Raw genomic sequence first — 14786 nt, forward strand, 5'->3', positions numbered from 1 at the left:
TGATGCCGCAAGCCCCTCACAGGAAGCACAAAAACAATCCGAACGTCACGCCGGTGAGCACCATGCAGCTCGCCTGAAACACCGAGACGCCATCCTCGATGTCGCCGGAGGTCGCTACATCGCGGCCGGAATTGTTGATCATCGGCTCGGTCACGAGTACGCCGCCATAGATGCGTGGTCCGGCGAGCTGGACATTCAGTGCGCCGGCCATTGCCGCTTCCGGCCGGCCGGAATTCGGCGAACGGTGCAGGCCGCCGTCACGCATCGCGACCCGGATCGCCTCGCGGCAGGCGCTGGTGCCGCGCCGGATCCAGGCGCCGGCGGCAATCAGCAGGATGGATAAACGCGCAGCCGGCCAGTTGGCGACGTCGTCGAGCCGGGCGGCGGCCCAGCCGAAATCGATATATTTCTCCGATCTGTGGCCGATCATCGAATCCGCCGTGTTCAGCATCTTGTAAGCGAAAAGCCCGGGCAGGCCGAAGATGGCATACCAGAGTGCAGGCGCCACAACGCCATCGGAGAAATTCTCGGCAAGGCTTTCGATCGCTGCGCGGCAGACGCCGGGCTCATCCAGCGTCTCGGGATCGCGCCCGACAATGCGGGAGACGGCGGCCCGCCCACCGATAAGCCCCTCCTCACGCAAGGCGACAGCAACGGCGGCGACATGATCGGCAAGGCTCTTCTGCGCCAGGAAGATCGCCACCAGTCCGGTTTCCAGCAGGATGCCGGCGAGGCCGAACAGCGCGAAAAACCGGCCGAACACGAAGCCTGCCGCCAAGGCCAGCAACAGCAGCGCCAGGATGGCAGCAACACCATTCATCCGTCGCTGATGGCCCGTGAGGCTTGAAGGATTGAGCTGCCCATCGGCATAGGAGATTGCCACTCCGAAAATCGCGACAGGATGCGGCACTCGTGACCAGAGCCATTGCGGATCGCCGACGATCCGGTCGAGCAGCAGCGCCAGAAGCAGCACGAGTAGGTTTTGGTCGATCGTCATCGCTCAAATCTCTGAAGGACTTCGCCAAGCCGCAGGTCCGCCGCCGGGCCCGGCGTAAGCCCGAAGCGCAGCCATGCGGGCGCATAGTCGAACTTGCGGACCAGAATATGATGCCGGCCGAGATGCGTGTAAATGTCGCTCGCCCTCGCATGGTCGACAAGGGCAAACAACGCCGTCCTCCCTGCGACCTGCAGCCCGACTCCGGTCAGCACCGAATGCAGCGCGGCGGCGCGCTCATCGATAAGCCGGCGGATGGGAGAAACGTCCGAACGCAGCAGCGAGCCTGCTATGGAAAGGGCCGGCCCTGAGACTGCCCAGGGTCCGAGCCATTCCTCGAAACGTTTGAGAATGTCTTCATGCGCAATCGCAAAACCGAGGCGCAGGCCGGCGAGCCCGAAAAACTTGCCGAAGGAGCGGAAGATCACCAGATTTGAGAGCCTCTGCATGTTGCCTGCGAGACTGAGTGCCGGAACAGCATCGCCGAAGGCTTCATCGACGACGAGAAGTCCATTTGCAGCCTTCATCCTGTCATGCAGGCCAATGAGCGTTTCGACCGGCCATGTCCGCCCATCGGGATTGTTCGGATTCACGACAACGGCAAGCCGATGCCGGGCCCCGATCGCAGCGACATCACCGACCGTATCGACGGCAAAACCCGCCGAAATAAAAGCGCGTGTATACTCGCCATAGGTCGGCGCCACGACCGCGACCCTGTTGTCCACCATGGCGACTTTGCCATCCGTTCGGGCGCCCCCACCCTCTGTGAGTAATCGCGGCAGAAGTTGGATCACCGATTGCGTGCCAGGCACCGGAAGCGGCAGGATTTTGCCGCTCCCGTAGTAATCGCCCGCCGCCCGCCTTGCCTCATCGACCAGATAGCTGTCCGGCAGGCGGTGCCAAGCCTTTTTCGGGATTTCCGGCAGAGCGGTTGGGCATGGATTGATGCCGGTGGAAAGGTCGAGCCAGTCCTCCGGCCTGCCGCCAAAGGTGGCAGCAGCAGCGGTAATGCCGCCGCCATGGAAGATCGGCGCGCTCACGCGGAGATCCCGGCGAGATCGATCAGATGCATGTAGGAACCCGACACCTGCCCGCGCCGGAGCCCCGCCTGGCCGAGATCGGTTCCGAGCGCATCCCGGACCTGAAACAGCCGCTCGCCCCGGCCCTCCGAAATGAGGGTGGAATAGTGGAACTCATGCGCCGTCATCGCCCGCTGAAAGATCGCGCCGTCGAGCGGCATGACGTGACGGTAACCGAGATGGCGTTTGCGCGCGGCATAGCTGGTGACGACGGGTAGCAGGCCGAGCATCTCGTGGCGCTTGCCCTCTGCATCGATCAGGCCTTCGCCGAGCACCATATAGCCGCCGCACTCGCCATAGATCCGGATGCCCCGCGCCGCCGCATCGAGAAGGCCGGCGCGGAAAGTCGGCGCCTGTGAGAGCTTGCCGGCATGCAGCTCAGGATAGCCGCCGGGCAAATAGATCGCATCCGCATCGGCAGCGGGCGCCTCGTCGGCGAGCGGCGAGAAGAAGGAAATCGCAGCCCCCCGCCGCCGCCAGCCAAGCAGCATGTGCTCATAGGAAAAGGCGAAAGCGATATCCCGGGCCACCGCAATGCGACTGCCGAGCGGCGGCAGACGATCGATATTGGCGGCCGACGGCCGGTTCAGGCCCTGCCTTGCGATACGCAGCAGAAACTCGAAATTGCATTCCTCGGAGACGGCGTCCGCCGCATGCTCGATGAAACCTTCAAGACGTGTATGTTCACCGGCTTGGACAAGGCCGAGATGGCGATCCGGCAAGGCAAGCGCCTTGTCGCTGCCGATCACGGCGATCACGGGCATGCGGATCGCCTCGAGCGCCTGACGCAGCATCGCCTCGTGCCGTTCGCTGCCGACCTTGTTGAGGATAACGCCGGCAACGCGGACATCGGCGCGGAAGCCGGCAAAACCGGCAACCAGCGGCGCGACCGACTGCGACATGCGTGAGGCGTCGATGACCAGCACCACGGAAAGGCCGAGCTGGGCGGCCAGATCCGCCGCCGTCCCCTTGCCGTCGGCCGCTCCGTCGAACAGCCCCATCATCGCCTCGATGACGAGAATGCGGTCGCCGGAGCGGTGTAGCGTGGCATTGGCCGAAATCAACTCCGACCGCATCGCCCAGGGGTCGAAATTCAGGCAGGGCGTGCCGCTCGCCGCCGCATGGAAGGCGGGATCGATATAGTCGGGGCCGGCCTTGCCAGGCGCGACCGCTATGCCCCGCCGACGCAAGGCTCTGAGCAGGCCGAGCGTCACCGTCGTCTTGCCGGCACCGGAGGAAGGAGCTGCAATCAGGAGGCCGCTCATGCCAGCACCTGGCCGGACTGGCGGAATGGATCGGGTTGCAGGCGCCGCCCGGCGAGAGCGCCGAGCCAGTCAAGTGAGGCTCGGAGCCGCACCACCTCGCCGACGACGACCACCGCCGGCGGCTCGAGCCCGGAGGCGGTGACAGCCTCGGTCGCCTGCCCAAGCGTCGTCTCCAGCACCTGCTGCGCCCCGGTCGCCGCATTGCAGACAAAAGCCACGGGCTCGGACGGCGAGCGGCCCGACGCAATGAGGTTGGCGCTGATCTGGGCGATATGCTTCATCGCCATGTACATGACGATCACGGGCGACCCCTTGCCGATCGCTTCCCAGTCTATTCGATCAGGTACGATACCGGAGGAATCATGGCCGGTGAGAAACGTCACCGTATGATTGACCTCGCGATGCGTCACCGGAATGCCGGCATAGGCAAGCCCGCCGATACCGGCGGTGATGCCGGGCACGATGCGGAACGGTATATTATGCTCGACCAGCATCAGCGCCTCTTCGCCGCCGCGGCCGAAGACGAAGGGATCGCCACCCTTCAACCGCAGCACCCGCTTGCCGGCACGCGCCAACTCCACCAGCCGCAGCGAAATATCGCGCTGTTTCGCCGAGGGCTTGCCGCCGCGTTTGCCGGCATATTCGAGTTCGGCGCCGGGGTGCGCGAGCCTAAGACAGTCCTCATTGACCAGCGCGTCATGGACGATCACATCGGCCTCGGCGAGCCCCTTGGCGGCCAGGAGCGTCAGCAGGCCCGGATCACCCGGACCGGCCCCGACGAGCCAGACGCTGCCCGGCTCCAAGGCCGGCAAATGGGAGAATGTGCTATTAAACATTTTGTTGATCTAGGCCCAGCAAGGACCAAGGTCAACGCCGCCTGCAGCACCTCACTTGAAGTTGCTGAGATGAGGATGAATCAATTTGTAAACAAGCGGATTCGAGATCGCAGCAAAGCGCCGCAACAACATGAATGTATTATGACATCGTCCAAACGAGACCGCCTACAGCACGGAGTGCTAACAGAGTCGTCCAACTCCCCCTCGTGATGCTCGGGCTTGTCCCGAGCATCTGCGGCGGCCGCACCGAAATCTAGGCGCAAGACCGAGTGTGACGCCACGAAAAAAGCAAGCCGAAAGTTGACGCCTGCTGCAATCAGCCTGCGAGACACTCAGCCGCGAAGCAGCGTACCGCGGATCAGGTTGAGGACCTTTTCCGACTCGATGCCGGTGGTGACGATATGGCTCGGCAGGCCATCCCAATCGCCCGGCGGGAACCGGCGACCGTCCGGCTTGACGATCGTCTGGCCATCGGCAATGCCGCCGCAGACGACACGCACCGCACCCGATATGGACGAGAACAGCTCCGGCGCCACAACGTAGACTGCGGCGCAGCTGTCATGCACCATCATGCCGTCCTCGACCGCATGCTTGTAAAAGTCGATGTAGGACTGGGAGAGTGCATCGAGCAGTTTCACGGCACCATCTCCCTCGGTCGCCATCCTGCCGAGATAACTGCGGCTCATGGTGGTGATCGAGGTGACGTCGAGGCCGATGACGGCCACCTTCCAAGGCGCGGTCATGACGATGTCGGCGGCTTCGGGATCCCCGTGAATATTGGCCTCGGCGACCGGCGAGACATTGCCGGGTACATAGAAATTGCCACCCATGATGACGACGTCCTTGACCAGGGTCGCAATCTCTGGATCCACCTTCAACGCCATCGCCAGATTAGTCATCCGCCCCACCGCGACCAGGCGCACCTCGCCTGGATGGGCGCGCACGGTGTCGATGATAAAGCGGTGCGCCGGGCGCGGATCTAGCGGCAAGTCGATCGTCTTTGGTACCTCGATATCGCCGAGGCCGTTGTCGCCATGCACCATGGAAGGCCATTCCCGCTCGGCGCGCGTGGCGTCGATGGTGACGCCGGCGCCTTTGGCGACGGGCGCCGGAATGTTCCATTCGCGTTTGAGGAAGAGTGCATTGCGCGTCGTCGTCTCGACCGATGCATTGCCGAAGACTGTGGTGATGCCGATCAGATCGATTTCGGGGTGGCGATGCAGGAAGAGAAGCGCCATGGCGTCGTCAACGCCCGGGTCAGTGTCATAAATGACCTTGTGCATGATATGTCCTCTAGATGTGAATCGCGAGGCTGCCGGTTGGCGCCGCGAATTGCCGCACCATAGCGACGATCAGGCTTTCCGCAACCCGCCGCGGGCGACGGCCGCCGTCGCCCGCGGCGATTTGATTTTGCCAAGCACCAATTCGGCATCGTCGCCGATCGCCGCAAGCGCTGCGGCTTCCGCAACGCCATGGCAGCCGACGCGAGCAAAGACGACAGCCGATGGGTTTTTAAGCCGCGGCGTTTCCCGCTCCAGCCGCGGCGCGTCGAAAAATACGACCGGCACGGCAAAATGCCTGACGACCGCCAGGATTGCCGCCTCCTGCCGCCGGCTGCCGATGGAAGCAATGGCGGCGAGCTCGTCCGCACCGATCCCGACCGCCTCGAGCGCCTCGACGGCGAGCGCCAACACCTCCGCAGGCGGCGTCCCGCGCTCGCAGCCAAGCCCGAGCACATGGCGTCTTGCCGTGCCGAAAGAAATGTCGCTCATGGAAGCAGCCGAATGTGCCCTTGCTCTGTCCTTGCAGCCATTGCAGCTTGGAGAGGGAAATGCAACAAGACCGGCTGAAAGACCTTCTGGAATAGTATCTTGCCTGATATTGCCCTCCATCTGCTTCTGCTGCTCTGCGCGGCTGCCTTCTTTGCCGGTTTCGTCGATGCAATTGCCGGCGGCGGCGGTCTCATCACCGTTCCCGCCATGCTGATCGCCGGCATTCCGCCGCTGCAGACGCTCGGGACCAACAAGGTGCAATCGATCTTCGGCGCCGCGTCCGCCACGCTCGCCTATGCCCGCAAGGGCCATGTGGAGCTTGCCGAACAGCTGCCGATGGCGCTCATGGCCGTCATGGGCGGCGCTCTTGGCGCCGCTCTTGCCACGATCGTACCCGGACAGGTGCTTCAAGCGATCATGCCGGTGCTGCTGCTGGCGATCGCGATCTTCTTTGCCGTCAAGCCAAATCTCAATGACCTCGACAAACACCGACTCATCACGCCCTTCGCATTCGGCTTGATGCTGGTGCCCGCCATCGGCTTCTACGACGGCGTCTTCGGCCCCGGCACTGGTTCTTTTTTCATGCTCGCCTTCGTCACGCTCGCCGGCTTCGGCGTGTTGAAGGCAACCGCCCATACCAAGCTTCTCAATTTCGGCTCCAATTTCGGCGCGCTGATCGTCTTTGCAAGCTTCGGCGCGATCCTCTGGAAGATCGGCCTGTTAATGGGCGTCTGCCAGTTCCTCGGCGCACAATTGGGCTCACGGCTCGCCATGCGCATCGGCGCAAAGCTGATCAAGCCGTTGCTCGTAATCGTCTGCGTCGCTTTGGCGGTTAAGCTGCTCGCCGATCCCACAAATCCGCTGCGGGTTTGGCTTGGTATCTGAGCCAGCGCCCCACCGTCTTCCATTACCTCGGGCGTAATTGATAGGGTGCACCGCCTTCCCACATGATCGACCTGCCCGGAACTGACGGGCGATCAAAAGGAGATGGACCCGATGAATGATGCAAAGAACAAAGCCGAGCGCTACCTCGCCATCTGGAACGAGACGGATGGCGCTCGCCGCCGCGCCCTCATCGCCGAGAGCTGGGCGGAAGCAGCCACATATGTCGATCCGCTGATGCGCGGCGAAGGTCGTGAGCAGATCAATGCGCTGGTCGAGGCCGTGCAAAGCCGCTTCCCCGGCTTCCGCTTCGAACTGATCGGCGCGGCCGACGGCTATGGCGATAATCTGCGCTTTTCCTGGGGGCTCGGGCCTGAAAACGGCGAAGCGGTGATCAAGGGCACGGATTTCGCCGAACTCGACGGCGGCAAGCTGAAATCCGTGCGCGGCTTCATCGACCAATTGCCGGCAGCCGCCGGATGACGCCGGCCGCCCGCTCTCTCGGAGATTACCTGCGCGAATGGCGTCAGCGCCGGCGCATGAGCCAACTCGACCTGGCGCTGGAGGCGGAGATCTCGCAACGGCATCTGAGCTTCATCGAAAGCGGGCGCGCGACACCCAGCCGCGAAATGCTGCTGCATCTTGCCGAACGGCTGGAAGTGCCGCTCCGCGAAAGAAACCCGCTGCTGCTGGCGGCGGGTTTTGCCCCCATTTTTGCCGAACGCAAGCTTGATGATCCTGCCCTTGAGGCGGCGCGGCGCGCCGTCGACATGGTGCTGAAGGGGCACGAGCCGTTCCCGGCGCTGGCCGTCGACCGCCACTGGACCCTCGTCACGGCCAACGCCGCCATCGCTCGCTTGCTCTCAGGCATTGTCGATCAGTCGCTGCTCACGCCGCCCGTCAATGTCCTGCGCATCAGCCTGCACCCGCAGGGATTGGCGTCACATATCGTCAATCACTCTGAGTGGCGCAGCCACCTCCTCGATAGGTTGCGTCAGCAGATAGCGGCCTCGGGCGATCCCATCCTGGAAACGCTGTTGAAGGAGCTGCGGTCCTATCCGGTTTCGGAACGGCCCGGCGAAAACCACCCCGACTATGCCGGTATCGCAGTTCCTCTCCGGCTTTCGACCAAAGCTGGGCTCCTATCGCTAATCTCAACAACGACTGTCTTCGGCACGCCTGTCGATATCACCTTGTCGGAACTTGCGGTCGAATCCTTCTTTCCGGCGGATGAGGAAACGGCCGCGATCCTGCGCAGCCAGGGCTCAGCTGACGGCTTTAAAACTCCACGCCCGCCTGGCCCTTGATGCCGGAGCGGAAGGGGTGTTTGACGAGTTCCATCTCCGTCACCAGATCGGCGATCTCGATCAGTTCCTCCTTGGCGTTGCGCCCCGTCAGCACGACATGCGTCATATGAGGCTTTTCGCTCTTCAGGAAGGCGACGACCTCGTTGATGTCGAGATAGTCGTAGCGCAGCGCGATGTTGATCTCATCGAGCAGCACCATGGAATTGCGTTCGTCGCGGATCAGCTCCTTGGCCTTGTCCCAGGCGGCCGAGGCGGCTGCGATGTCGCGGGCGCGATCCTGCGTCTCCCAGGTGAACCCCTCACCCATGGTGTGGAACTGGCAGAGATCGGAAAAATGCTTTTCGATCAGGTCGCGCTCGCCGGTCCACATTGCGCCCTTGATGAACTGCACGACGGCTGACGGCTTGCCATGCGCGATGTGGCGGAAGATCATGCCGAAGGCTGCCGACGATTTGCCCTTGCCCTTGCCGGTATGGACGATGACCAGGCCCTTGCCATCGGTCTTCGTCGCCATGATCTTGTCGCGCGCGGCCTTCTTCTTCGCCATCTTCTCGGCGTGGCGCACATCGTCCTTGCCGCCTGGGTCGTTGTCCGTGGTCTCGTCGCTCATCGATGCACCTCATTCAGTTGTGTGGCGGTCAGGTCGAACCGGGCCGAATTGCTGCGCGGCGTCCAAAGGCCGCGGTCGATCGCTTCTCCGAGCCGCTCCCTCATCTCGTCGAATGCCGCCGGGTTCTTCTCGATCATGAAGCTGCGCACGGCCGGATCGGCGACGAAGGCCCGATAGACCGCGTCGAAATGATGCGCACCGACCGCGCCCGTCGTCGCCGCGAAGGCGAAAAGATAATCGACGGTGGCGGCGATCTCGGCTGCTCCCTTGTAGCCGTGGCGCATGACGCCCGATATCCATTTCGGATTGACGACTCGGCCGCGCACGACGCGGCCGATTTCCTCTTCGAGCGAACGGATCACTGGCCGTTCGGGCCTGGAGTGATCGTTATGATAGATTGCAGGCCGCGTCCCTGCGAGCTGTTCGGCCGCCGCCGCCATGCCGCCCTCGAACTGGTAATAGTCGTCGCTGTCGAGCAGATCGTGCTCGCGATTGTCCTGGTTCTGGATGACGGCCTGCAGCGAGCGCAGCCGTTCCTCGAACAGACCGCGCTCGGCCCTGCCCTCCTCACCGGCGCCATAAGCATAGGAGCCCCAGACAAGATAGGCTTCGGCGAGATCGGCTCGCCGCTCCCAGCCCTTCTCGTCGATCAGCGCCTGCAGGCCCGCACCATAGGCGCCGGGTTTCGAGCCGAAGACGCGGTAGCCCGCCCGCCGTCTCGCGGACGCGGCGTCGAGACCGGCGGCTGCAAGGCTTGCCGCCTCGCCGCGCATACGCACAGCGATCGGATTATCGACCTCATCCTCGTCGAGCGCGCCAACAGCCCGGATCGCCTTGTCGAACAGCGCGATCTGCTCCGGAAAAGCATCGCGAAAGAAGCCGGATATGCGCAGCGTCACATCCACCCGCGGTCGCCCGAGCGCCGCCGGCGGTATGATCTCGTAGCCGGTAACGCGGCGCGAACTCATGTCCCAGAGCGGCTTGACACCGATCAGCGCCAGCGCCTGGGCGATATCGTCACCGCCGGTGCGCATGTTCGACGTGCCCCAGGCCGTCAGCCCGAAGGAAACCGGCCATTCGCCGTGATCCTGCACATAGCGGCGCACCAGCAATTCGGCCGATTTCTTGCCCAGTTCATAGGCCGCTGGCGTAGGCACCGCGCGGCTGTCGACCGAATAGAAATTTCGGCCCGTCGGCAGCACGTCCGGCCGGCCGCGGGTCGGGGCACCGGAGGGGCCGGGGGCGACGAAGCGGCCGTCGAGTCCTTTGAGAAGCCCATCGATCTCGGCGCGGCCGCAGGCGAGGATGGAGGGTTTGAGATGAGTTTCAATCTCGGAGAGTACCGATCTGGTTTGGGACCAGAGAGGCGGGCATTCCATCTCGCCGAAAACGAACTTCGCGGCGAGCAATTCGATGCGTTCGACGGTATCGCCGTTGGTTCGCCAGGGGGCGTCGAGAATATCTGCTAGGATTGCCGGTTTAGGGCGAGCCCAGGCGGTGGCCATGTCGCAATCGAGAGGGTCGAAGATGGAGGCTCCCCCCTCTGTCCTGCTGAACATCTCCCCCACAAGGTGGGAGGTCGGGGATGAGAGGTCTCGCTCCATCTCCTCCGCCGAAGGTGAGGCATTCTCCAACGCTTCTTTTGTACCAAGCCCAAGCGACTTGCCGATCTCCCCCCTTGTGGGGGAGATGTCCGGCAGGGCAGAGGGGGGTATCGCGGGCACCACGCTCAATCCCGCGTCCGCAGCAATCGCCCGCTGCAAACTCGCATCCCCGCCCTCTCCCAGCCCGCGCGGGACCCGCGCCAACGCCACGGTCAAGTCCGTAAGCCGCCGCCCCTGCGGCGAAACGCCGAACACATGCAGCCCATCGCGGATCTGCATCTCCTTGAGATCGCAGAGATAGGCGTCGAGCTTCTTCAGCGCCTCACCTTCGCTCTCGCCTTTCGCAATCCCCGCATCGCGGTCGAGGCCGATATCGGTCACAAGGTCGAGAATCTGCCGGCTGAGCAATCGGATGCGGCGAGGGTCGCCGCCGGAGGCTTCGTAATATTCGTCGACAAGCGCCTCCAGGTCCTTGAGCGGCCCGTAACTCTCGGCCCGCGTCAAAGGTGGCGTCAGGTGGTCGATGATGACCGCGCCAGTTCGGCGCTTGGCCTGCGTGCCCTCGCCCGGATCGTTGACGATGAAGGGATAGAGATGCGGTAGCGGCCCGAGGATTGCCTCGGGATAACAATCTTCCGAAAGCGCCAGCGCCTTGCCCGGCAGCCATTCGAGATTGCCGTGTTTGCCCATGTGAATGACCGCATGCGCGCCGAATTCGCCGCGCAGGAAGGCATAGAAGGCAAGATACCCGTGCGGCGGCACGAGATCCGGCGAATGATAGCTTTCCTTGGGGTCGATATTGTATCCGCGCGCCGGCTGGATGCCGACGAGGATGCCGCCGAAGCGGGCAAAAGGCAGGGCGAAGCCGCTACCGCAAAAATAGGGATCGTCTTCTGGACCGCCCCAGCGGTCCGTCACCTCATCCTGAATCTTCTTGGGAAGAGATTCCAGGAAACCTTTGTAGTGACTCAGCGAAAGCGTCTCGCGGATAACCTTGCCGTCGTGCCCGGAATTGGTCGGCCCCTCCATCAGATGCCGGATCAGCGCGTCGCCGTCGGCCGGAGCATCGGCGACCGGATAGCCCGCCGCCGCCATCGCGCGCAACACCTCGATGCTGCCGGCTGGCGTGTCAAGGCCGACGCCGTTGCCGAGCCGGCCGTCGCGGTTCGGATAGTTCGCCATTACGAGGGCGATGCGCCGGCTATGGGCCGGCGTGCGACGCAGCCGCATCCAGTTGGCGGCGAGTTCCGCCGTATAGCGCACCCGGCCCGCATCGGGCACGTTTGCAACGATATTGGTCTCGACCGCCGCATCGTAGCGGGCCGCCGTCTTGAAGGAGATTGCCCGCGCCAACACGCGCCCGTCAACTTCAGGCAGCGCCACATTCATGCCGAGATCGCGCGCCGAGAGGCCCTGAGACGAAGCCTCCCAGGCTTCCTTCGACGAGGCCGACAGGACCGCCTGCAGCACGATGGCGTCATTCGCCTCCAGTACCGTCGGTTGCCGGTCCGCGCCCGGTGCAGAGACCGCAAAGCCCGTTGTGTTGATGACGACATCGGGTTTCAGCGCCGAAAACACGCTCTCGAGAATGCCTGTCGAAACGGGATCCTTCAGGCTATAGGCAAAGACCGGCAGCGGCCGCAGGCCAAGTGCGGCCAGGGCCTCGACCAGCGCCTCGACCGGCTCGGTCTCGCCGCTCTGGACGAGGGCACGGTAGAAGCTGATGGCGACGATGGGGGGCGTGGGTTCGAATTCCACCTCTTCTGTCGAGCTTGGGGTACCCCCCTCTGTCCTGCCGGACATCTCCCCGACAAGGGGCGAGATGTCCGGCAGGACAGAGGGGGGTATCGCCGCCTTGGTCGATGACGGTGCTGTCACCCGCCGCCACTCCTCGACCCCGATCGCCCCTCGCTCCGGCCACCAGATCCCCGCCTTCATCAAAGGCACTGCCGGCGCCGGCTTCTCTGCGCCCGACAGCATCGCCGAGGCATAAGCAAGGAAGCTCCGCGTATTGGTATCGCCGCCCTCGATCAGATAGCCCCAGAGCCCATTGAGATCCTCAAGCGCTACATTCGAAAACGGCGCCAGCCCGGCGTCCGGCTTCGCATCCCCAGGCAATGCCGCAATCAGTGCACCGTTGCGAGCGGCAACGGAGTGCAGCGCCTCCAGCGCATAATGGAAATAGCTGGCGCCGCCGAGCGCACGCACCACGATCAGCTTGGCGTGCCGGGCCGTTCGTTCGACATAGGTATCGATCGACATCGGATGCTTGAGGCTCATCAGATTCGCGAGCCTCAGCGAATGAGGCATCCCCTCACACCCGCGATAGGCGGCCGCGACCGCGGCAAGTTCGGTGTCGGCAGCCGAAAGGAACAGGATATCGCCCGGCGACTGTCCGAGGTCGATTGCCTCCTCGCCGTCGCTGATCGTTCCCTGCTGGGCCAGAAGCAGATGCATCTGTTATCCCTGAACGAGCGCTTCGATGGCCTTGCGCACCGCGTCCTGATTTATCTCGTGCAAGCCGATGACGACAAGGCGCGTACGGCGCGCCTCGCCCGGTGCCCAGGCGCGGTCGAAATACTGGTCGATGCGGCTGCCGACGGCCTGCAGTTGCAGGCGCATGGGCTTGCCCGAGACGTCGATGAAGCCCTTGAGGCGCAGCACGTCGTGCTCGGCGATGATCCCTTTCAGCTTCTCGACAAAGCCTTGCGGATCGGAAACAGCGCCGAGTTCGACAACGAAGCTGTCGAACTCGTCGTGATCATGCGGCGCTCCCTCCTCGTGCTCCAGCTCGTGATGGGACTTGCGGTTGGCGATATCGTCTTCCGTGCCGATGCCGAGACCGAGCAACACGCCTGCCGGCACCTCGCCATTCCTGGCCTCGATCATGACCGGCCTGCGGGCAATGCGGGAGGCGACTTCGCTCTTCACGCGGCCGAGGCCATCTTCATCGATCAGATCGGTCTTGTTGAGGACGATGAGATCGGCGCATGTGAGCTGGTCTTCGAACAGCTCCTCGATCGGGCTCTCATGATCGAGCGAGTCGTCGTCGTTGCGCGCCGCCTCGACCGCATCGTGATCGTCGGCGAAACGACCGGCGGCAACGGCCGCGCTGTCGACAACGGTGATGACGCCGTCGACGGTCACTTGCGTACGGATATCGGGCCAGTTGAAAGCGGCGACCAGCGGCTGCGGCAGGGCGAGGCCGGAGGTTTCGATGACGATATGGTCGGGCCTCTGTTCGCGTTCCAGGAGCTTCGTCATAGTCGGAATGAAATCGTCGGCGACGGTGCAGCAGATACAGCCATTAGTGAGTTCGATAATGTCGTCCTCGGTGCAATTCTCTGCGCCGCAGCCCTTCAGCACATCGCCATCGACCCCGAGATCACCGAACTCGTTGATGATGAGCGCAATCTTCCTGCCGCCGGCATTGGTCAGCAGGTTGCGGATCATCGTCGTCTTGCCGGCGCCGAGAAAGCCGGTGATGACGGTTGCGGGAATCTTCTGCTGGTTCATGGACTTCAACCCTTCATTTTCAGCGGCAGACCAGCCGCGATGAAATAGACTTCGTCGGCCTTCGCCGCGATCATTTGGTGCAGCCGGCCGGCATGGTCGCGAAAATCCCGCGCCATGCGATTCTCGGGCACGATGCCGAGGCCGACTTCATTGGAAACGATAACGAGCTGCGCCTTCGCCTGCGGCAACCAGGCGGCAAGCGCAGCAGCCTGAACCGCAATATCACGCCCGTCCATCATCAGATTGGTAAGCCAGAGCGTCAGGCAATCGACCAGGATCGCCCTGCCCTCGCCATCGATAGCCGCAAGTCGCTCGGCAAGCGCCAGCGGCTCCTCATGCGTGATCCAAGAGGGGCCGCGATCGTCCTTATGCTGGTCGATACGCGCCTGCATCTCGTCGTCCCAGGCACGGCCGGTCGCGATATAATGGCGCTCGAGGCCGGTGGAAATGACGAGATTTTCGGCAAATCGGGATTTGCCGGAGCGGGCGCCGCCGAGGATGAGGGTTGCGGTCATGCTCCGACGCTCCTGCGAGAGAAGGTGGGGCGGCTCCACATCCCTCTTCTCCCCAGCGGGGAGAAGGTGTCGGCAGGCGGTTGAGGGGGTGAGCGGCGAAGCCGTGAATGCCCCGAGCGCAAGCGAAGAGCAAAAGGACGGAGGTGCTGCGTGGCCCCCTCATCCGACCCGTCGGGCCACCTTCTCCCTGCTGGGGAGAAGGGGAAACCCGTACGCGCCGCCGAAGGCAGCGCCGAATTCGATCGTTCAGCCAAAACAACCTCCGTGCTGGCAGCGGGCAATGCGCCCAAATTGGGCATTATGCCCGGCACCGATGGCAGGTCTCCTGGCTCGCGGGTATCGGCACGATCGGGACGACCGTTTCCGGTCGCCCCTGATTGTACCGGCGGATCTGCCTCGCCTTCCC

Annotated in this window: 13 protein-coding genes; 3 read left to right on the forward strand and 10 right to left on the reverse strand. The window is 63.6% G+C overall.

Annotated elements, in window-relative coordinates; genetic code table 11:
* Positions 1-16: 16 nt before the first annotated feature.
* The 6 genes from cbiB to J2J98_RS12455 all read right to left on the reverse strand — a co-directional run bounded on the left by cbiB (position 17) and on the right by J2J98_RS12455 (position 5946).
* Positions 17-997 carry an adenosylcobinamide-phosphate synthase CbiB gene (gene cbiB, locus J2J98_RS12430; RefSeq protein ID WP_138393447.1) on the reverse strand — a complete coding sequence of 327 codons (981 nt, stop codon included), beginning with the start codon at positions 995-997 and terminating at the stop codon, positions 17-19.
* On the reverse strand, positions 994-2034 hold the full coding sequence (gene cobD / locus J2J98_RS12435) for a threonine-phosphate decarboxylase CobD (RefSeq protein ID WP_138393446.1): 1041 nt from the start codon (positions 2032-2034) through the stop codon (positions 994-996). The genes cbiB and cobD overlap by 4 nt, the downstream gene beginning before the upstream one ends.
* A complete protein-coding gene (locus J2J98_RS12440) occupies positions 2031-3338 on the reverse strand; it encodes a cobyrinic acid a,c-diamide synthase CobB (protein ID WP_207601195.1) in 1308 nt (435 codons plus the stop codon). The genes cobD and J2J98_RS12440 overlap by 4 nt, the downstream gene beginning before the upstream one ends.
* Positions 3335-4174: a uroporphyrinogen-III C-methyltransferase gene (gene cobA, locus J2J98_RS12445; RefSeq protein WP_207601196.1), complete on the reverse strand. Its 840-nt coding sequence runs from the start codon at positions 4172-4174 to the stop codon at positions 3335-3337. The genes J2J98_RS12440 and cobA overlap by 4 nt, the downstream gene beginning before the upstream one ends.
* 332 nt (positions 4175-4506) lie before the next feature.
* Complete coding sequence (locus tag J2J98_RS12450; RefSeq protein ID WP_138393443.1) at positions 4507-5457, reverse strand: nucleoside hydrolase; 951 nt, start codon at positions 5455-5457, stop codon at positions 4507-4509.
* 69 nt (positions 5458-5526) lie between these two features.
* Complete coding sequence (locus J2J98_RS12455; protein WP_138393442.1) at positions 5527-5946, reverse strand: cobalamin biosynthesis protein; 420 nt, start codon at positions 5944-5946, stop codon at positions 5527-5529.
* 99 nt (positions 5947-6045) lie between these two features.
* On the opposite strand from J2J98_RS12455, the gene J2J98_RS12460 reads away from it, so the two are divergent.
* The 3 genes from J2J98_RS12460 to J2J98_RS12470 all read left to right on the forward strand — a co-directional run bounded on the left by J2J98_RS12460 (position 6046) and on the right by J2J98_RS12470 (position 8135).
* A complete protein-coding gene (locus tag J2J98_RS12460) occupies positions 6046-6831 on the forward strand; it encodes a TSUP family transporter (RefSeq protein ID WP_207601197.1) in 786 nt (261 codons plus the stop codon).
* A gap of 111 nt (positions 6832-6942) precedes the next feature.
* Positions 6943-7311: a nuclear transport factor 2 family protein gene (locus J2J98_RS12465; RefSeq protein WP_064705278.1), complete on the forward strand. Its 369-nt coding sequence runs from the start codon at positions 6943-6945 to the stop codon at positions 7309-7311.
* Positions 7308-8135 carry a helix-turn-helix domain-containing protein gene (locus tag J2J98_RS12470; protein WP_207601198.1) on the forward strand — a complete coding sequence of 276 codons (828 nt, stop codon included), beginning with the start codon at positions 7308-7310 and terminating at the stop codon, positions 8133-8135. The genes J2J98_RS12465 and J2J98_RS12470 overlap by 4 nt, the downstream gene beginning before the upstream one ends.
* On the opposite strand, the gene cobO is transcribed toward J2J98_RS12470, so the two are convergent.
* Genes cobO through cobU form a run of 4 tightly spaced genes read right to left on the reverse strand, consistent with a single transcriptional unit; the run spans position 8107 to position 14380 of the window.
* On the reverse strand, positions 8107-8745 hold the full coding sequence (cobO, locus tag J2J98_RS12475; RefSeq protein WP_064705280.1) for a cob(I)yrinic acid a,c-diamide adenosyltransferase: 639 nt from the start codon (positions 8743-8745) through the stop codon (positions 8107-8109). The two genes, J2J98_RS12470 and cobO, sit on opposite strands and share 29 nt — an antisense overlap.
* Complete coding sequence (gene cobN / locus J2J98_RS12480; protein WP_207601199.1) at positions 8742-12806, reverse strand: cobaltochelatase subunit CobN; 4065 nt, start codon at positions 12804-12806, stop codon at positions 8742-8744. Before cobN ends, cobO begins: the two co-directional genes overlap by 4 nt.
* Positions 12807-12809: 3 nt before the next feature.
* Complete coding sequence (gene cobW / locus J2J98_RS12485; protein ID WP_207601200.1) at positions 12810-13865, reverse strand: cobalamin biosynthesis protein CobW; 1056 nt, start codon at positions 13863-13865, stop codon at positions 12810-12812.
* 5 nt (positions 13866-13870) lie between these two features.
* Complete coding sequence (cobU, locus tag J2J98_RS12490) at positions 13871-14380, reverse strand: bifunctional adenosylcobinamide kinase/adenosylcobinamide-phosphate guanylyltransferase (RefSeq protein WP_207601201.1); 510 nt, start codon at positions 14378-14380, stop codon at positions 13871-13873.
* Positions 14381-14786: the final 406 nt, after the last annotated feature.

The sequence above is a fragment of the Rhizobium bangladeshense genome (assembly GCF_017357245.1).
GTDB classification, from domain to species: Bacteria; Pseudomonadota; Alphaproteobacteria; order Rhizobiales; family Rhizobiaceae; genus Rhizobium; species Rhizobium bangladeshense.

What these genes read in the sequence shown, in the direction of transcription:
- cbiB (WP_138393447.1), bottom strand. Translation starts at nt 997, where the DNA reads ATGACGATCGACCAAAACCTACTCGTGCTGCTTCTGGCGCTGCTGCTC.
- J2J98_RS12440 (WP_207601195.1), bottom strand. Translation starts at nt 3,338, where the DNA reads ATGAGCGGCCTCCTGATTGCAGCTCCTTCCTCCGGTGCCGGCAAGACG.
- cobA (WP_207601196.1), bottom strand. Translation starts at nt 4,174, where the DNA reads ATGTTTAATAGCACATTCTCCCATTTGCCGGCCTTGGAGCCGGGCAGC.
- J2J98_RS12450 (WP_138393443.1), bottom strand. Translation starts at nt 5,457, where the DNA reads ATGCACAAGGTCATTTATGACACTGACCCGGGCGTTGACGACGCCATG.
- J2J98_RS12455 (WP_138393442.1), bottom strand. Translation starts at nt 5,946, where the DNA reads ATGAGCGACATTTCTTTCGGCACGGCAAGACGCCATGTGCTCGGGCTT.
- J2J98_RS12465 (WP_064705278.1), top strand. Translation starts at nt 6,943, where the DNA reads ATGAATGATGCAAAGAACAAAGCCGAGCGCTACCTCGCCATCTGGAAC.
- J2J98_RS12470 (WP_207601198.1), top strand. Translation starts at nt 7,308, where the DNA reads ATGACGCCGGCCGCCCGCTCTCTCGGAGATTACCTGCGCGAATGGCGT.
- cobO (WP_064705280.1), bottom strand. Translation starts at nt 8,745, where the DNA reads ATGAGCGACGAGACCACGGACAACGACCCAGGCGGCAAGGACGATGTG.
- cobN (WP_207601199.1), bottom strand. Translation starts at nt 12,806, where the DNA reads ATGCATCTGCTTCTGGCCCAGCAGGGAACGATCAGCGACGGCGAGGAG.
- cobW (WP_207601200.1), bottom strand. Translation starts at nt 13,865, where the DNA reads ATGAACCAGCAGAAGATTCCCGCAACCGTCATCACCGGCTTTCTCGGC.
- cobU (WP_207601201.1), bottom strand. Translation starts at nt 14,380, where the DNA reads ATGACCGCAACCCTCATCCTCGGCGGCGCCCGCTCCGGCAAATCCCGA.